The organism is Paenibacillus chitinolyticus (assembly GCF_045038035.1).
Classification (GTDB): Bacteria; Bacillota; Bacilli; order Paenibacillales; family NBRC-103111; genus Paenibacillus_F; species Paenibacillus_F chitinolyticus_A.
Genome location: NZ_CP173427.1, coordinates 1,391,691 through 1,409,707, shown reverse-complemented (window position 1 = coordinate 1,409,707; position 18,017 = coordinate 1,391,691). Strand labels below are relative to the sequence as shown.

The following is an 18,017-nucleotide window of genomic DNA, read 5'->3' as shown; positions in this document are numbered from 1 at the left end:
GTAATTCCGATGAAATTCTAGGGGGTGCATTTTTATGCCAGCGAGAAAAGGACAAAAGTTCAAGCGCTATACGGAGGAACTAAAGAAGGAAGCCATACGCCTTCATGTTGAAGAAGGTTGGACGTATCGAAGAATGACAACTCACTTGAACATTCATGACCAAGATCGGGTGAAAAAGTGGATGGCTCGCTACAAAAAACAAGGCGAGTATGGCCTCTTGGACCAAAGAGGAGCAGCGAAGGAATCGTACGTCGATGAAAATCGGCAATTGGCTCGCTTGAAACGAGAGAATGACTTGCTAAAAAAGTGCTTGGAAATTTGGATGCGGGAGGTGTGAAGCGAAAATACGAGGTGATCGAGCAGGCGGCGGGAACCGGAACCGTCACGGAACTCTGCCGCCTGCTCGGTGTATCCAGAAGTGGATTTTATGCCTACAAGAAACGAAAAGAGCAGGATCGGGACAAGCCGCTCAAGGATCTCATTCAGGCGATATACTTCAAGTATGATGGCAAATATGGCTATCGGCAGGTGCAGCTGTTTCTCCTTGAAGACCATGGGATCTGGATCAACCACAAGAAAGTGCTGAGGCTGATGCAGGCGCTGGGTCTAAGATCCCGCGTGCGTCGGAAACATCGGGGCAGCTACGCGTCGTCCATCGGAGAGAGAGTCGCGGAGAATGTTCTGAAGCGAGATTTTACAACGCCGGCTCCCAACCGGAAATGGGTGACTGACGTCACGCAGTACCGCGTCGGAACGACGTGGCTGTACCTCTCAGCCATCAAAGATCTGTTCAACAAGGAGATTGTAGCCAGTCATATGAGTACGCGTAATGACAATGAGCTCGTTCTTCAAACGTTTGCAAAGGCGTTTAAAAAGCGCAAAGACGTGACCGGATTGATCGTTCACAGCGATCAAGGGTTCCAGTACACGTCTCACGCGTATCACGACATGCTGCCAAAGGTTGGCGCCCGAACCAGCATGTCTAGGCGGGGCAATTGTTTAGACAACGCCTCCATGGAGAGCTTCTTCTCGCATCTCAAAACGGAAGGGCTCTACCTGTATAATATCCGAAGTCTCGACGAGGCACAAAGAAGAATTTCGAATTATATCTATTTTTACAACCACCATCGTCCGCAGCGAAAGCTAAACAAGCTGACGCCGATGGAGTATCGGCGCCAGCTTGCAGCCTAGGCTTTTTTCAATGTCCGTTAAATGGGGTCTTGACCAGGTCTTGACCAGCCGGCAAGGGGGTTTTTCATTAAGATTTTTCTACGAATTCGAATTCATAATCGTTCAGACGGATCGTCTGGCCGTCGACCGCGCCGCGTTCGCGAAGCGCTTTATCGATCCCCATATTCCGCAGAATCCGGGCAAAGCGAAGCACGCCTTCTTCCGTGGTAAAGTTGGTCCGTTTCATCAGCTTCTCGATGCTCGGGCTCTCTACAACGAATATATCGTTCTCGCGGCGAATAACGAAATCGTTGTCGTATTCGTTCTTTTTCTCCATCCGGTAAACCTTGCGCTCTTCGACCTCCTGTACTTCTTCAAGAAGCGGAGCGTCGGGGATCGCGTCCAGCATATCGGCCACGCGGTACAGGAGCGGCTGAATGCCTCCCTTAGTGACGGCCGAGATGGGGAAGATTTCAACGGATTTGCCGTCTTCCTCCAGCTGCTTGCGGAAAGCGGCCAAATTTTCTTCGGCCTCCGGAATGTCCATCTTGTTGGCGACTACCACCTGCGGACGTTCTTCCAGCTTGGCGTTGTACAGCTTGATTTCCTCATTGATCTTCTTCCAGTCCTCGTACGGGTCACGGCCCTCTGTGCCTGCCATATCGACCACATGCACAATGATGCGTGTCCGCTCCACATGGCGCAGGAACTCGTGGCCGAGCCCGACGCCTTGGCTGGCGCCTTCAATAAGACCCGGCAGGTCGGCCATGACGAAGCTTCGGCCTTCGCCGAGATCGACGACGCCCAGGTTCGGCGTAATCGTCGTAAAGTGGTAGGCGCCGATCTTCGGAGTCGCCGCCGATACGACGGACAGCAGCGTCGACTTGCCCACGCTCGGGAATCCGACGAGGCCCACGTCGGCCATCACTTTAAGCTCGAGAACGACCCAGCGTTCCTGGCCTTCCTCGCCGTTCTCCGCGATTTCCGGAGCGGTATTCTTGGCCGTTGCGAAGCGCATATTGCCGCGTCCGCCGCGTCCGCCCTTCGCAACGACCACTTCCTGCTGATGACGCGTCAGGTCGGCAACAATCTCGCCGGTGTCGTCATCGATGACAAGCGTGCCGGGAGGAACGCGAACGACCATATCGTCGGCGTTGGCTCCGTGCTGGCATTTGTTGCGGCCTTTCTCGCCGCGCTTGGCTTTAAAGTGCTTCTGGTAACGGAAATCGACCAGCGTCCGGAGTCCTTCGTCCACGCGGAAGATCACATCGCCGCCATCGCCTCCGTCGCCGCCGCCAGGGCCGCCTTCGGGTACATATTTCTCGCGGCGGAACGCGACGAGACCGTCGCCACCGTCGCCGCCTTTTACATAAATCTTCGCTTTATCTACAAACATGTGCATCACACCTCAACTGATGTCCGGTAAGGCAGCCGCAGGGCGAGGGCCGCCTCCTGTTCCTGATAGTCATTCTGTTCCACAACCGCAGCCAAGGTTCGGCCTGTCCCCGATTCCAATACGAGCGACAAAGCCTCTTCCAGAAGGCGCCGGTTATACGGTCCCTGATATACAAAATCGAGCAGCAGCGAATCCTCTTCGGGAACGAGCTGCATGCTGAGCATGCCGCCTTCTTCATTTTCTCCCGCAGACGCTTGTTTGAAACCTTCAATCAGCTCGGGAATCAACTTGCAGACGGCGTCGCCGTCCAGCGCGAGCTTGCGGATGTTGACCTCCTGGTCAAGCTCGACCTCCAGCTTCATGTGCCTGCCTCCCGCTTTCGCGGTGAGCAGAAACACGATCAGACCCGGATCGCCCAGCTTGGCCATAAAGCTCTCATGCTGGAGCTTTCCCATCACACCGGCAACCACCCCGTGAAGATGATCGTATTTCTTCAATTGAATATATCCAAGAAGCACCTGGATATCGTTCATCCAATCGTGCCGAAGATGATTGATCGTCAGAAGCATCTCCTGCTGAGCGAGCTGCTGAATCCGCGCACGCTCTTCTTCCGCTTCCTTAAGCTTCATCCGGTGCCTGATGTACAGAACCGCTGCAAAACTTGCAGCGGTAACGGCCCCTGCAGCCAGACGAAGACCTGCCGTCAAAGGCGCGGCAGCCAGCATTATCAAACCGAGCAGACCCAGCAAGGCTGCCGGTATCCACAACCTGTTCCCCATGTACGCATACGCTCCGTTTCCGACTTCCCATTAGCACATTATACCATTTCCGGTCCCAAAACGCATCCGTGCATAAATGGCCGCAGGTTCCGGTTGGATGCCTCTAAAAAGCAAGAAAGCCCCAGCAAACATTACGTCGCCAGGGCTGTACATGCATGAATTTTTAACTTATGCTTCTACAGTAGCCGCTACTGGAGCGGTTTCTACCGGGTAGACGCTAACTTTCTTGCGCTCACGACCCCAACGCTCGAACTTAACAACGCCTTCCACTTTAGCAAACAGTGTGTCATCGGAACCGATGCCCACATTGTTGCCCGGGTGAATTTTCGTTCCGCGCTGACGCACGAGAATGCTGCCTGCGGTAACGGTTTGACCGTCTGCACGCTTAACGCCAAGGCGTTTTGCAATGCTGTCACGACCGTTCTTTGTGGAACCTACACCCTTCTTGGATGCGAACAGCTGAAGATCCAATTTCAACATGGTGTCAACCTCCTTCATTATAGGCTGTATGAATTGCTATATAGTCACTGTAGGAACTTGCAATAGTATAAAGCATCACGATCATAGACTCGATGATCAGCTGAACCTGAGCCATCTGTGCCGGTTCCGAATCGAGAGGAAGGATAACGTCAAGCCAGCCTTTCTCCATCTCTGTACCCGGTACAACTCCGGTTAGCGCTTCGATCGAATTGACCGTCCCGACCGTAATGGCCGATACCGCGGCGCAGACAAGGTCTTTGCCGGGAACGTCGAATTCCGCATGGCCTTCGACTTGGTATGCTTCTATCGTCGGGTCTTGTTCAGACCGTCTTGAAACCGTAACGTGGATCATCTGATGGCCTCTTAAGCTTCGATTTTCTCGATTACGACTTTCGTGTACGGTTGACGATGACCTTGCTTACGACGGTAGTTCTTTTTCGCCTTGTACTTGTAAACGATGATTTTGCGTCCTTTGCCTTGTTTCTCGACTTTGCCGGAAACTTTAGCACCTTCTACGACTGGAGCTCCTACTTGAAGACCGTTGTCGCCAGAAACAACCAGAACACGGTCAAAAGTGACCACATCGCCTGCGCCGGCTTCCAACTTCTCGATGTAAAGAACATCGCCTTGTTGTACTTTGTATTGCTTGCCGCCTGTTTCAATAATTGCGTACATTTCGTTGCACCTCCTCATGTCTCAGACTCGCCAATATCCAGGTGACGTTCAGCGGCAGAGCCTCTGCCCGTGCTTCACAAACCCGATCCGTGCGGTTACAGCGCATGCCTAAAGCAACGCACTCATAGTAGTATAGCAAAAGGGTTCGTCCTTTGCAACGTTTTATTCAACAGTTCAGGACGGCGATGCTCTCTTCCTAGCTCCCTGACTGATTATATCTCCGGCCGGCAAAGTCTTAGAACACTGCGCCCGATGCCGGATGCTTGAGCCATGCGTAAAACAAACCGGCCAGCGAAAGTTTCCCGCTGGCCGGTTTTTATCCGTGCCTGTGCCGCATGCCGTGCCGATTACCGGATCAATCCGGTTTAAGAGAACCGGACAACGGCCGTTGTCCTGCCAAAGGCTTAACCTTAGATGGTATTGCTTGCTTGTACGGAGTGCTAGTATGGAGCGCTAGTACGGAGCGCTAGTACGGAGTGCTAGTACGGAGTGCTAGTACACCTTGCAGCCTTCCGGCCCGGCAGCCGGATGTCGCCACGTACGCGGGAGGATTAATGCTGCGGATTCCTACTTGCGTTTGCGCGTTATTTCCAGCAGGCCAAGCTTCGTCCAGCCGAGAAGTATCGTTTTGGAGCGGTCCTTCTTGACCGCCTCCGCCATACACTCCAGCACGCGGTCGCGGTGCGCGGACTGCTCCATGTCGATGAAATCGACAATGATGATGCCGCGCAAATTGCGCAGCCGCAGCAGCCGCGGGATCTCGGCGGCCGCTTCCATGTTCGTGCGGAACACGGTCTGCTCCAGGGACGAAGTCCCTGTGAACCTTCCCGTGTTCACGTCGATGACCGTCAGCGCCTCCGTCGGGTCGATGACGAGATAGCCTCCGCTCGGCAGCCACACTTTGCGGCGATGCGAGCGGGAAAGCTCATCGGCGACGCCGAACCGCTCGAAGAGCGGGACATCGCCGCCGTCCAGGCGGACGCGCGCCGCAAGCTCCGGGCTGCGCTGCCGCAGCAGCCCCTGCAGCTCCGCGCGGACGGCTTCGTCGTCCACCCAGATCTCGAGCACGTTCTCCGTGATCACGTCCCGCGCAAGGCGCGGGAGCAGCTCGAGATCCTGGTAGATGCACGCCGGCGCCGCGCCGGCCTCCGCCCTCTGCTCGATCACCGTCCACAGCTCGCGGAGATCGAGCAGGTCGCGGCGCAGCTCCTCTTCGCTGCGCCCCTCGGACACCGTGCGGAGAATGAGTCCTTCTTCTCCGCAGCGGAGGCTGTCCGCCACCTGCTTCAGGCGGACTTTCTCTTCTTCCGCTTCGATTTTGCGGGAGACGGCCGTGTACCCCGCTCCGGGCATGTACACCAGCCAGCGGCCCGGAATGGAATAATGGGTCGTGACGCGCGCCCCTTTGGACCCTTCCGGTTCTTTGACGACCTGAACAAGCACACGCTGGCCCTGCTGAAGAAGATCCCCGATAGGCGGTTTCGTCTTAGGCTGCTTCTGCATGTTGACAGGCAGTACGTCATCTATGTATAAAAAAGCGTTCTTATCCAATCCGATATCTACAAATGCCGCCTGCATGCCAGGCAGTACGTTTACGACACGGCCGATGTAAATGCTTCCGGCACGCTGCGTCTCGCTAGGATGCTGAGCCTCGTATTCCACGAGCTTGCGATCTTCGAGCAGAGCCGCCTGAAGCGAAGCCGCCTCGCAGCTTACGATCAGTTGTTTCATGGCGTTCACCCCATCATTATTGTACATGAAGGAGAGAAGTTTCGCACTTTACTGAATAAAAGCGGGAAAGCGGGCCGGACACCGGAACCCCGCACACCAGATTGATCGGATTAGGAAACTGCAGCCGACCCGTTTCCGCCCTTCAAGGCAGCAATTCGGAAACCGTACACGAACGGTCTTGGTGCGTCAAATAAGTATCGACCACCCGCTGCTCCGGGAGGATCCCTTCGATCGTTCCCCGGCTGCCCATCACGTAGACGGGATGATATTTTTCACGCATAAAAAGCTTCACCACTTCTCCGATCTTCCGCTGCCTGGCGACCGCAATCGGCCTTGCTTGCGTTCCCTTCTGCATAAGGCGCTCCGTATTCGCTTCGCGGTTCATCAAAAACCGGAGAAAATAAAAAGGCAGATGCCTGCGGCTCACCCAATTTTGATAGAGCAGAAACAAGCCGACGATAAGGACGTTCATGTGAATCTGTCCCGTCCCAGCAGGCCAAATGGCGATAACGGTCATCATCAATCCGAGTACGATAGACACCCAGACTGTGCACACCAGGGTACGCTGGTAAGGCAAGCCCAGACTGAGCAGCCCCTGCAGCAGCTTTCCCCCGTCAAGCGGCAAAATCGGCAGCAGATTAAACAAGGCGATAACCGCATTGATTTCGATAAAATAGGACCACCATTCCGGGTCCCCCGCTTCGAGAAAGCGGCAGAGGAAGCCGAGAGCGATCAGCCAGAGATGCTGGAGCGGTCCCGCCAGCGCGACGATCATTTCTTCCCGCAGAGGAACGGATGCCAACTCGTCGACGACAAGTACGCCGCCGAACGGCAGCAGGCGAACCTCCCGCACCCTCCAGCCGAAAGCGGCCGCGGCTCCGAAATGACCGAGCTCATGGAGAAAAACGATGCCAAACAACGTGGCCGATTCCAAGAAATGTCCGGTCGCCAGTGAAAGCAGCATCACCATTGTAAAAAGGGGATGAAAGCGGAAATGTACCTGCAGCCGGTTATTCAAACGGGATCACACTCGCCGGATCGACGTAACGGCTTTCCTTTTGGACGGCAAAATAGAGAAGCCCGTTGTCGCTCTTGCTGTCTCTAGACACTTGACCGATCGCTTCGCCCCCTTTGATCCAGTCGTTGACCTCGACGCGGGACTGCTCGATCTGCCCGTACTCGGACTGCAGGCCCCCCGGATGGCGGATGATGATCGTGTAGCCTGTCTCGTCTTTGGGACCCGCAAAGGTGACTTGTCCCGCATCAAGCGCATACACGGGGGTATGAGGATCGGCCGCTACGCTTACGAAAGGCTTGTCAGCCGTGTAAGTCTGATGGATTTTTCCTTTCAGGGGAACAAAATAGGAGCGTTTCTGGGCATCCGCTTTTATAGCCGGATTTTCTTCATCCGAATGAAAAGCCGGAATAAAGGAAGGCGCCCCGGCAAATGTTTTCTGATACCAGGCCGACAGCTGCTGAAAATCGAGCGGCTCATTGAGGGCCGTCGTGACAACCCCTTTCCCGCGTTCGATCAAAGGATGCTGAAGCTGAAACATGCCCCAGATAAGACCGAACAGCATGGCACTCGCGACCAGCTGCCGCAGAAACCGGATACGGTAAGGAATACGAGGATAGTATCCGCCCCCGTCTCCATCTTCCGGATCCATAACGCCGGGTCTACGAGCATAGTAAGCGGCGGGCAGCTGAAGCTCGCGCTGCATTTTTTGCTTCCATACATATTCGGGATCGTTCCATCTGTCGTCAAACTCTGGACCCCGCCGGACTATAGACAGCCTATCAGGCCCGGGCTCCACATCCGAAGCTTGATTTCCAAAGGGCAAAAGTTCTTTTGACTGAGGGTGCGGAGAAGCTTTTCCAGGGGGGCTCCCCTGCAGCTTCCTGATTTTTTCCAATCTTCGCTGGCGCACGTTATGCTTGTTCTCCATGACTTAACCTCCTGTGAGGCGGGGCTTGTTTACTACAGCATATGTGCGGCTTGTACGAAATATGAGCATACAAAAAACAGGCCTCACGGGCCTGTTTATTTATCGTCTTCTATGGAATGATCATGGATTTTAACGCTTAGCACCATTCCGATACAGAGCATGTTGATTAACAAGGAACTTCCTCCGTAACTGATAAACGGAAGCGTGATACCGGTCAAAGGCATCAAACCTATCAACATCCCGATATTCTCAAATATCTGGAACACATACATGGCTACAACACCGACTACCAGATAAGAGCCGCTTCGGTTTTTGCTTTGAATGGCGATCAGAATCATCCTGTAGATAAGGAAAAAGTAAAGCATCAGGAGAACGGCAGCTCCCCGGAAGCCGAATTCCTCACCCACCACTACAAAAATCGAATCCGAGTAAGCGTAAGGGATAAAGTTAGAATGAATGGAGCTCCCGTTCAAGTAACCTTCACCCGTTAACCCGCCCGAACCGATAGCACGAAGTGAGTTTTCCATCTGGTAACGTTCATCCCGGCTTGCTTGCATAGGGTCCAAAAATGTATTGATCCTTTGGAACCAGTGGTCTTTAAAATGAAAGTGTTCGACCAGATACCCGCTGATTTCTTTCGGATACATCGAATAAAAGTAGAAAAAAGCAAACAACCCTCCGCCGAACACAATTAAAGCAAACAGCGCGTGGGAATACTTGATATTCCCGATCCAGACCATACCAATCAAAATTCCGATAAGAATGATGGCGTTTCCTAAGTCAGGCTGGATAAAAACCAAACTGAAAGGAAGAAGCGTGATAAGCCCCATAGGAACTATATCTTGTAAAAGCCTGAGATCTTCTCCCCTTCTTTTATGAAGCCACGCCGCTAAAGCAATAATCAGAGCAACTTTAATTAACTCCGCGGGCTGAAACGAGAACCCGCCCGGCAGTTGAAACCAACCGCTTGCTCCGTTGATTTTCTGATCGAATTTCAAAACGATTACAAGGAGGATGACGCTAATCGCATATGGATAAACAGCAAAACGGACAAGAAGCCGGTAATCCAGAAAACTGGCTCCCATCAAGGCGATCAAAGCAATGATATAGCTGATGATCATTTTGCTCCAGCTCACCGAAATCGTGGGATCATCAATATCCGCGCTGTAAACAAGCAGAGAACTAATGGCCATAAATACCATCAGCAAAAAAATGATGGTCAAATCTAATTTTTTTAATTTGGCAAGCATATCGCACTCATCCTAATTTAAAAAACTTTTTCAATTTAGCCAGCATACCCGGCTTTTCGTCAAGCGGCATAAGCGGGACCGATTCACCAAGTATGCGTCGTGCGACATTGCGGTAAGCGATGGCTGCCCGAGAAGTCGGATTCATCACGGTCGGTTCGCCGGAATTCGCCGCCTTAATGACATGCTCGTCATCCGGCACGATTCCCAGTAGGTCGATGGCCAGTACGGAGCAGATCTCGTCGATATCGAGCATTTCGCCTTTTTTGACCATGTTCTGGCGAATGCGGTTAATAATCAGTTTCGGAGCATGGATTTTCTCGTTCTCCAACAGGCCGATAATCCGATCCGCATCCCGGACAGCCGCATTCTCGGGGGTCGTGACGACAATCGCTTTGTCGGCTCCGGCCACCGCATTGCGGAAGCCCTGCTCGATTCCGGCAGGGCAGTCGATGATGACGAAATCGAAATCTTTTTTCAATTCCAGCACGATATCCTTGACGCTCTCCGGGGAAACGGCATGCTTGTCTTTGGTTTGTGCGGCCGGAAGCAGATACAGTTCTTCGAACCTCTTGTCCTTGATCAGCGCTTGAGGAAGCCTGCAGCGTCCCTCCACAACGTCAACCAGGTCATAAATGATCCGGTTCTCCAGCCCCATAACCACATCCAGGTTGCGCAGCCCGATGTCGGTATCGACCATACATACTTTCTTGCCCTGCAGAGCGAGTGCTGTCCCCACATTGGCCGACGTGGTCGTTTTGCCGACGCCGCCTTTTCCGGAAGTGATAACGATTGCCTCTCCCATGGTATTCACTCCTCAGCGTTACGATAATTGCGAGCTGCCGGCTTGCAAAAGGCCATCCGGCTATTAAGCAAGCACCATACGGTGCAGACCGTTCAATTTATCAATTTCCATACGCCCGTCTTTTATATAAGCGTATTCCATAAATGCCTCCTGGAATCCCCATTCATCCGGAGGCCGGCTGATTACGCCGGCAATGCGCAGTTGAGTCGGACGCATATGGGATGCCGCAACGATCGCAGCCTCGTCCCCGTCCACACCCGCATGTGCCATTCCCCGCAAGGAACCCATGATGTAGATGCTGCCGGTGCACAGTATAGTGCCTCCGGGATTGACATCCCCCATGTACAGCAGATTGCCTTCATGTTTAAGTGTCTGTCCCGACCGGACCATCCCCTTAAGCATGGTGATGGGAGCAGCCGTTCCGACAAGCGGCTCCGTTTCATCGGATTCAATGGACTGAATGAGCAGGTTGCCCTTCTGTCCGATGATGGCGCGGATTTCTTCCTTCTCCTCGTCACTGACGCTGCGCTTACCGAGTCTGACTTGAACACGCACGATAGGTCCGGTCAGAATGCGGTCGTGAGTGCTCTCCACCTTGTGCCGCAGTTCTTCCAGGACAGTCGCAAGCTCGCATGAATCGTCGAGAAGAAAGTTCAGGCCGTCTTTGACTCCTTTTATAATCACATGATGTTTACCTGCCGTCGTCATAAACGTTCCAACCTCCCACCCCATACAATTCGGCCTGCTGTCCGGGTTTTCCTGCCGGGTGAAAAAGAACGGTCAAAATTAATGTTCCGCTCTGGATCCTTGGCCTTGGAGGGCTTCCATAAGCTTGCGCATCGGAATGTATACCGCCAGGGCGAACAGCATGTTGAGCAGCACGCTCGGCAGCATAATATGGGTAAACGCAAACTGGAAATTCACCGTTACGATGTTAAATAACCGGTTGATTCCGAATTTGATAATCTCGAAAATAAGAACGCCGACTCCCATCGTCATCAAAGTCGTGAAAATAAGGTTCGTCTGCCTGCGGGGAAGAAGCCCCGCTATGTAGCCGACCAATCCGAATCCGAAGGAATAGACGCCGAGTATGTGTCCGAAATAGACGAAATCGTGAAGCAGCCCGAAACCGAGGCCATACAGCAGTGCAGAATGCCGGTTTAAATAAAGTCCGATATACAAAATAATGATCAGCATGAAATTGGAAGAAATCCGGACGCTTTGCTGCCAGGAATCCGGAATCAGCCAGTGAATGAGCGATCCTTCCAATATGAGCAGCGAGAACAAAATGAGCCAGAGCGAGTTGCGTACCATGGCTATTTCACCTCGGGTATTTCGATGATAAAGACTTCCCGGATATGTCTGAAATCAGCGAAAGGCTTGATCATCGCTTTCTGGGTAATCCCGAAATCCCCGGGCTCGCGGGAAACGACCGTACCTACCGGAATACCGCTCGGGAATACTTTGCCGATATCGGAGGTAATGACGGTGTCGCCGACCGCAAGCTTGTCGTTCTGATCGATTTTGTTCATCACGAGCAGACCCTTTTCCTTGTCGTACGACTCAATGATCCCGTAAGAACCTTGGCCTTCGGCGGATTTGTACTCCTTGCCTTTGACGGTTGCGGAAATAGCGGGCGCCTTATTGTTGGTATCGCTCAAATCCGTAAGAAGCTGCACATTGGAGGTAAATTCCGTTACGGTGAGCACCCGGCCGAGAAGACCGTCCACGTTAATAACGGCCATATTGGGCTTGATGCCGTCTTTCTCGCCCAGATTTACGGTGATGGTCCCGTTATAAGGGTCGGGACTTGCCGCGATCACGTCGGCAATCCGGTATTTATAATTGGACACTTGTTTCTGGCGCTCCGTGAACCCCAGGGCTTCTTTATACCGTTTGTTCTCATCTTCAAGCGCGTTCAGCTGCTGGGTAGCGAGTGCGTAGTCGGTCAGTCTTTTTTTCAAGATCTGATTCTCGTCATAGATGGTTTTAAGTTTGCCGACGTCTTCAAAGAAGCCCGCCACGCCCGCTGCCGGTCTGTAAAATACGCTCTGCGTCCAGGCAATCGAATCTTTCAGAAATTTTTCCGGCCAGTAAAATTTCGTCCGTCCGCTCAGCGTAAGTCCCATCAGAATGAAAAAACAGATGAGACCCACAAGCAGAACCATCAGCCTCTTGTTCCCCATGAATTTCAACAATTCAACACCTTCTCACGTCGGCACAGTGTCAGACTAGCGTCTGTATTTGGCGCCGGATTTGGCACCTTTGAACAGATGGATGTGGTCCAGGGCGCGGCCGGTCCCGATGGCTACACAATCAAGCGGATTGTCCGCGACGATAACCGGCATCCCGGTTTCGCCTGCAAGCAGTTTATCGAGGTTGCGCAGAAGGGCTCCCCCGCCCGTCAGCACGATACCGCGGTCCATAATGTCGGCGGCCAGCTCAGGAGGACATTTCTCCAGCGTCACTTTAACCGCATCGATAATAGCGTTCACGGTGTCGGTCAACGCTTCCGTAATTTCGTCGGAAGTGACGGAAATCGTCTTCGGAAGACCTGTCACGAGATCGCGGCCGCGGATTTCAAGAAACTCCGGCTGTTCCATCGGCAGAGCGGAGCCCACTTCCATTTTCAGCGTTTCGGCCGTGCGCTCGCCGATCATCAGGTTATAGGTGCGTTTGATGTACTGGGTGATGGCTTCGTCCATCTCGTCGCCCGCGATGCGGATGGAACGGCTCGTCACGATTCCCCCGAGGGAAATAACGGCCACTTCGGTCGTACCGCCGCCGATGTCCACAACCATGCTTCCGGTCGGTTCCCAGACCGGAAGATCCGCGCCGATTGCGGCCGCGAACGGCTCTTCGATCGTGTAAGCGTCACGTGCGCCGGCCTGCTTAGTCGCGTCTTCCACGGCGCGCTTCTCGACCGCCGTAATGCCGGACGGTACGCAGACCATCACATTCGGATGGCGCTGGAACATGAAACGATCCTTCTGTGCCTGACGTAAGAAATAACGGATCATCGTGGCGGTCGTTTCGAAATCCGCGATTACGCCGTCTTTCATGGGACGAATGGCACGGATGTTGCCCGGCGTACGTCCGATCATTTTCTTTGCGTTATCGCCGACTGCCTCAATGGTTTTCGTATCCGTGCGGATGGCGACTACCGACGGCTCCCTCACGATAATTCCTTTGCCCTTCAAATACACCAATGTATTGGCAGTACCCAAATCGATACCTAAATCCTTTGTAAAACCTCCGAACATAATAAAACGGCTCCTTCCCAAAATCCATCTTCTCTCTGATTAACTGCTTAAACGGCAGCAGAAAAATACCGACGGTTTATTGTTTCGTCATAGTTTTCGTAGTCATTGTCGAAATTAGGGGTCTTTCCACGAACATAATCTTTATTATATTACATATGACCATGCTCCTTCAAACTGACATAGCGGTCATCTCCGATGACAATATGATCGAGGACTTCGATCCCTATGATATCACCGGCTTCTGTCAGCCTGTGCGTAAGTTCAATGTCCTGTGGACTTGGCGTTGGATCCCCGCTGGGGTGGTTATGTACACAAACGATGGAGGCGCTGCTGCGCTGAATCGCGGCGCGGAAAACTTCGCGCGGATGCACAATGGAGGCGTTCAAACTTCCGATGGACAGCGTTTCGCGTCCGATGATGTGGTTTTTCGTATTGAGGAACAAACAAACGAAGTGTTCTTTCTGCAAATAGCGCAGTTCGTCCTTAAGCAGATCGAAAACATCAAACGGAGAGCGCACCGTCGTGATTTCTTCCGTGCGGGTCCGGGAAATCCGTCTTCCCAGCTCGATTCCGGCCATAACCTGGAGCGCCTTGGCGTCGCCTATCCCCTTTATCCGGACAAGCTCTTCCCGGCTGGCTTCGACTAACCCCCGGAGTCCTCCCGTTTCGGAAAGAATCCGCTGTGCGAGCGCCAAAGCAGACTCGGAATAGGTTCCCGTACGAACCAGGATAGCCAGCAGTTCGGCACTGCTGAGCGATGAAGCCCCGAGCTGCATCATTCTTTCGCGGGGTCTCTCTTCCGGCGGAATTTCACGCAGGGTGACAATTGATGATATCATATATTCCCCTCTTCCGGTATGTTCTTAGGCCAATTTCCAACATTTCCTTTAAAACCGGCGGCGATCGACCGAAAAGCGCCGTCTGCCGGGCTTTTGCCGTCTTCATTCGGTCACTGTGCGGCCCGGTTTTAACTGGAGCACCCCAAACAATAAAAGCCGGGCGACCAGAACGGAAATGCCTGGGAAAATCGGCAGAGATCATTCGTTTATACCTATGCGGTCATCCTATAAAACCGCACAAAACCAACAGAGGTCAGAGGGACTGTTAAATAGGACGATACAGGTCCCAAAAAAGTCTGCACACCTCGACAAAAAATACTAAAGATGACTCACGGGTAAAGATTCTTACGACGGATTCCTGATCTGGAGATAGACTTAGAGGGATTTTTCTAACAGCAGAATTGAAAAGCGGGTGTACTAGAGAAGGCAGCAGTACAGGAAAGAACGAAGCAGAAAACAAGGTGCGTCAGCGGAGAAGGAAAATTAAAACGGAATGCGGAAGAGACAAGCGGCAGGCAGTAAACTCATGAAGAATGAAATGGTAATGGGAGAGTAAAAAAGCAAGAGCGCAAGGGCCCGAAAGCGGAAAGAAACCGAGGTGTATGAAAGGGTCGAATCAAGCTTAGCCATTTAACCGATTCGGCGAATGAGGAAGCGGCAAGGAAAGCGGAGGCGTCCGGGGCCCAAGAAGACAGGCGGACGGACCGGTAAAGCGTCTCCCTGACGGGAGAAATCACGCCTTGTGAAAGCCGAGTCCGCGCCGCCCCCCGCAGCACCGGGTGTTTTTCCTCATGTATCGTTACAATAAAGCGGGCGCCCTGCATGTCCTTGAACGCTTAGCGAAGGCGGGCGCCGCTTCAGGAAATCAGATTCTTCTCGGCATCGGCGGCTTTCTTCTCCGTCTCGTTCAAGGTACGGAGCATGCTGCCGATCGTCACGCCTTTCAAATATTGAATCATATTCTGTTCGGCTCCATCCAGCATGTTGTCCATCACATTCTGCATGTTCGCGGAAACAAGACAATCATTTCCCTGATCGCCCGAACACCAGTTCGGTTTGAGGGTGCCGAGCGAAGTTAGCTGATAAATGTCGCCGAGCGTAATCTCATCCGGGTCGTGATTGAGAATAAATCCGCCTCCGCATCCTTCCTTGGTACGAACAAATCCGGCTTTGCGCAGACAGCCCATAATTTTGCGGATGCGCGCGGAATGGGTGCAAACGTTGGAAGCAATATCATCGCTCGAAGCCATGTGTTCCGGCAAGTGGGCAAGAAGCACCAGACTATGCACGGCAATCGTAAACTCGCTGTTCATGACATAGCCCTCCTTTCTCCTGATGTTCTCTCTATTGTAGCAGAATCGGCTCTTAATGAAAACGGTTCAGGGCCGGGGACATCTGCTTAGATGACGCGGATGCCGAAAGTCTCCAGCATCTCGCTCAGAAGAGAAACCGGAAGACCGACGACATTGAAATAGTCGCCTTCTATTCCCTCGATCAATGTAGCTCCGATCCCCTGAATCGCGTATGCCCCCGCCTTATCCGAAGGCTCGCCAGTCCCGATATACCGGAGAATCCGCTGCTCGTCCATCGTTTTCATCGTGACTTTCGTCCGGCGGTGGCTCACCGAAACGTTCCTGCGGTCCGCGCTCAGGCAGGCGACCCCGCTGAATACCTCGTGTGTTTGGCCCTGCAAAGCGGACAGCATGCGGAGAGCGTCCCGTTCGTCCTTAGGCTTGCCGAGCACTTCCCCGCCTAGGACCACAATCGTGTCGGACCCGATAATGACGGTTCTGTCCGGCGCGTATGAACCCGGTAAAGAGGCGGATACCGCCTCCGCTTTGCGCACGGCAAGCGTCTCGACGATCTCTCGCGGACTCAGGCTCTCCTCCACGGTTTCATCCGCATCGCTGGCGATAATTTCAAAATCCAGCCCCATCCCTTTCAGCAGCTCCTGCCGTCTGGGCGAAGAGGATGCGAGAATCAGTTTAATGCCCTGCTCATAGGGCGCGCTGCCGGATTGGCTCATAGCGGTATGCCTCCACTTTTCTCTTTAAATTTACTTTCGTCTTCTCACGGGCTACACCTTGCGGTAAAGCCAGAATGCGGCCGCGAGGCCTATAATGCTGCACAAATTCAGTTTAATCTGCAAAAGGATATCATACTGGATGACCTGCAGGTCCGCTTTGGGCTGCCAGACGATATCCGTCGTTTTGGTCAGGAACGCCAGTGCTTTGACCGGTGCAAGCAATTGTCCCACAATGATGCCGACGACAAGACCGATCACTAAAAACAGAACGAGGGTGAAGCCGTTTTTCTTCATCCGTTATCCTCTCTCTTCCCTTGTTTCTCCCTTATTATACGGAGCGGCGGGATTCGCATCAATCCGAAAAAACAACAAATTGTAACATATTTCCGGCTTACTAACCTGGAAAGTACCTGTACAATTGGAAACGGGAGGGGAAAACACAATGAAAAAAACTACAAAATTAGCAGGGCTGACCCTCGCGCTTCTGCTGGTCTTTCCTTACGAGGCGATGGCCTACAAGGTTGTCGTCGATCCCGGTCACGGCGGGAAAGATCCGGGAGCCATCGGTGTAAACGGTCTTAATGAAAAAACGGTCAACCTCGACGTTTCTCTGAAGCTCCGCGACGAGCTCAAGAAGAAGGGCGTCGAAGTCGTGATGACCCGGTCGGACGACCGTTATTTGTCCCTTGACGAGCGAGTTCAATTTACAAATGCCCAGAACGCGGACGTTTTCGTATCCGTGCATGCCAATTCAAATCCGAGCTCGACCGCGAACGGATCGCAAGTACTGTATTACGACAGCCGCTATCCCCAGGACGATTATCCCGCCAGTCCGGAAATGGAAGCCCTTACGCCTTCCAGCAAGCTGCTGGCCCAAAAGGTGTTAAGCTCCGTTCTGTCTCAAACCGGCTTGAAGGATCAGGGCCTGGTGCCGAGTGCGGTGTATGTCGTCCGCAAAGGAAAAATCCCGAGCATCCTTGTCGAAACCGGCTTTTTGAGCAACAAAAAAGAAGCGGATTTACTGGCCGATCCGGCGTTCCGCGCCAAAATGGCAAAAGCGATCGCCGACGGGGTCGTCTCTTACCAGCCGCCGGTTTTCCCGGATACTGCCGGGCACTGGGCACGCGAAGCTATCCTGCGCATCAAAGACAAAGGCTGGATGGAAGGCATCGGAAACAATTTCGAGCCTAACCGGGCGCTGACACGCGCGGAATTCGTAACCGTGATGGACCGCGTCTTCGGTTTCGACGGCCTGCTCGGGACGGGAAATTCCGCCCCCGCGCCCGCTTTCGGCGATTTGAAATCGACCCAGTGGTCCTATCCGGTGATGACGAAAGCCGTCCGCCTCGGACTTCTCGACGGATACGCGGATCATACCGTACGACCGAACCAGTCGATCACCCGCGGCGAGGTATCCGCCATTCTTCAGCGGCTTCGCGAAATGAAAGGCACCCCGGCTTTAACGCCGCCGGCCGGGCAGGACGTTTTCTCCGATGTTCCCGCCTCCATGTGGTGCGCCGGCGCGGTCTATACGCTGACGAAGGCCGGTATCGTCGACGGGACAAGCCTGACGGAATTCAAGCCGAACCGTTACATAACCCGGGCGGAAATTGCCGTCATGATGGACCGTTATTCCAAGCTTCAGCCCTAAAACCAACAC

21 protein-coding genes are annotated in these 18,017 nt (G+C 53.3%); 3 read left to right on the top strand and 18 right to left on the bottom strand.

What is annotated here, in order from left to right:
• Nucleotides 1-34: 34 nt before the first annotated feature.
• Both ACI48J_RS06565 and ACI48J_RS06560 read left to right on the top strand, forming a co-directional pair.
• Nucleotides 35-337, top strand: a complete 303-nt coding sequence (locus ACI48J_RS06565; protein WP_326054379.1) for a helix-turn-helix domain-containing protein — start codon at nt 35-37, stop codon at nt 335-337.
• Nucleotides 334-1,191, top strand: coding sequence for an IS3 family transposase (locus tag ACI48J_RS06560; protein ID WP_405082215.1), 858 nt, complete (start codon nt 334-336; stop codon nt 1,189-1,191). Before ACI48J_RS06565 ends, ACI48J_RS06560 begins: the two co-directional genes overlap by 4 nt.
• Nucleotides 1,192-1,258: 67 nt before the next feature.
• On the opposite strand, the gene obgE is transcribed toward ACI48J_RS06560, so the two are convergent.
• From obgE to ACI48J_RS06470, 18 genes are all read right to left on the bottom strand, one after another.
• Nucleotides 1,259-2,566 carry a GTPase ObgE gene (obgE, locus tag ACI48J_RS06555; RefSeq protein WP_326054308.1) on the bottom strand — a complete coding sequence of 436 codons (1,308 nt, stop codon included), beginning with the start codon at nt 2,564-2,566 and terminating at the stop codon, nt 1,259-1,261.
• Nucleotides 2,567-2,571: 5 nt separating this feature from the next.
• A complete protein-coding gene (locus tag ACI48J_RS06550) occupies nt 2,572-3,345 on the bottom strand; it encodes a Spo0B domain-containing protein (RefSeq protein WP_405082214.1) in 774 nt (257 codons plus the stop codon).
• Nucleotides 3,346-3,513: 168 nt separating this feature from the next.
• A complete protein-coding gene (gene rpmA / locus ACI48J_RS06545) occupies nt 3,514-3,825 on the bottom strand; it encodes a 50S ribosomal protein L27 (RefSeq protein WP_009675465.1) in 312 nt (103 codons plus the stop codon).
• Between the two features lie 4 nt (nt 3,826-3,829).
• Nucleotides 3,830-4,177, bottom strand: coding sequence for a ribosomal-processing cysteine protease Prp (locus ACI48J_RS06540; RefSeq protein WP_405082213.1), 348 nt, complete (start codon nt 4,175-4,177; stop codon nt 3,830-3,832).
• Between the two features lie 11 nt (nt 4,178-4,188).
• A complete protein-coding gene (gene rplU / locus ACI48J_RS06535) occupies nt 4,189-4,500 on the bottom strand; it encodes a 50S ribosomal protein L21 (protein WP_009675460.1) in 312 nt (103 codons plus the stop codon).
• A gap of 567 nt (nt 4,501-5,067) precedes the next feature.
• On the bottom strand, nt 5,068-6,231 hold the full coding sequence (locus ACI48J_RS06530) for an Rne/Rng family ribonuclease (RefSeq protein WP_405082212.1): 1,164 nt from the start codon (nt 6,229-6,231) through the stop codon (nt 5,068-5,070).
• Between the two features lie 142 nt (nt 6,232-6,373).
• Nucleotides 6,374-7,249: a site-2 protease family protein gene (locus ACI48J_RS06525; RefSeq protein ID WP_405082211.1), complete on the bottom strand. Its 876-nt coding sequence runs from the start codon at nt 7,247-7,249 to the stop codon at nt 6,374-6,376.
• A complete protein-coding gene (locus ACI48J_RS06520; protein ID WP_405082210.1) occupies nt 7,242-8,177 on the bottom strand; it encodes a peptidoglycan DD-metalloendopeptidase family protein in 936 nt (311 codons plus the stop codon). Before ACI48J_RS06520 ends, ACI48J_RS06525 begins: the two co-directional genes overlap by 8 nt.
• Before the next feature lie 95 nt (nt 8,178-8,272).
• A complete protein-coding gene (locus tag ACI48J_RS06515; protein ID WP_405082209.1) occupies nt 8,273-9,427 on the bottom strand; it encodes an FtsW/RodA/SpoVE family cell cycle protein in 1,155 nt (384 codons plus the stop codon).
• A 7-nt stretch (nt 9,428-9,434) separates the two neighbouring features.
• Nucleotides 9,435-10,229, bottom strand: a complete 795-nt coding sequence (minD, locus tag ACI48J_RS06510) for a septum site-determining protein MinD (protein ID WP_009672982.1) — start codon at nt 10,227-10,229, stop codon at nt 9,435-9,437.
• A gap of 63 nt (nt 10,230-10,292) precedes the next feature.
• Nucleotides 10,293-10,961, bottom strand: a complete 669-nt coding sequence (locus ACI48J_RS06505; RefSeq protein ID WP_405082208.1) for a septum site-determining protein MinC — start codon at nt 10,959-10,961, stop codon at nt 10,293-10,295.
• 54 nt (nt 10,962-11,015) lie between these two features.
• Nucleotides 11,016-11,543, bottom strand: a complete 528-nt coding sequence (gene mreD / locus ACI48J_RS06500; RefSeq protein ID WP_009672985.1) for a rod shape-determining protein MreD — start codon at nt 11,541-11,543, stop codon at nt 11,016-11,018.
• A 2-nt stretch (nt 11,544-11,545) separates the two neighbouring features.
• Complete coding sequence (gene mreC / locus ACI48J_RS06495) at nt 11,546-12,424, bottom strand: rod shape-determining protein MreC (protein ID WP_009672970.1); 879 nt, start codon at nt 12,422-12,424, stop codon at nt 11,546-11,548.
• Between the two features lie 36 nt (nt 12,425-12,460).
• Nucleotides 12,461-13,492 (bottom strand): rod shape-determining protein, encoded by a 1,032-nt coding sequence (locus ACI48J_RS06490; protein ID WP_009672964.1) that lies wholly within the window; start codon nt 13,490-13,492, stop codon nt 12,461-12,463.
• 149 nt (nt 13,493-13,641) lie between these two features.
• Entirely contained in the window at nt 13,642-14,331 is a 690-nt protein-coding gene (gene radC, locus ACI48J_RS06485) for a DNA repair protein RadC (protein ID WP_009672984.1), read from the bottom strand.
• 857 nt (nt 14,332-15,188) lie between these two features.
• Nucleotides 15,189-15,644 carry an Rrf2 family transcriptional regulator gene (locus ACI48J_RS06480; protein WP_042230469.1) on the bottom strand — a complete coding sequence of 152 codons (456 nt, stop codon included), beginning with the start codon at nt 15,642-15,644 and terminating at the stop codon, nt 15,189-15,191.
• Between the two features lie 86 nt (nt 15,645-15,730).
• The gene (locus ACI48J_RS06475) at nt 15,731-16,357 is read right to left on the bottom strand and encodes a Maf family protein (RefSeq protein ID WP_326052095.1); all 627 of its coding nucleotides are present in this window, start codon (nt 16,355-16,357) and stop codon (nt 15,731-15,733) included.
• 51 nt (nt 16,358-16,408) lie between these two features.
• Nucleotides 16,409-16,651, bottom strand: a complete 243-nt coding sequence (locus ACI48J_RS06470; protein ID WP_009672966.1) for a DUF4321 domain-containing protein — start codon at nt 16,649-16,651, stop codon at nt 16,409-16,411.
• 148 nt (nt 16,652-16,799) lie between these two features.
• Between ACI48J_RS06470 and ACI48J_RS06465 the strand changes: the two genes are divergently transcribed.
• The gene (locus ACI48J_RS06465; RefSeq protein WP_405082207.1) at nt 16,800-18,008 is read left to right on the top strand and encodes an N-acetylmuramoyl-L-alanine amidase; all 1,209 of its coding nucleotides are present in this window, start codon (nt 16,800-16,802) and stop codon (nt 18,006-18,008) included.
• Nucleotides 18,009-18,017 lie beyond the last annotated feature (9 nt).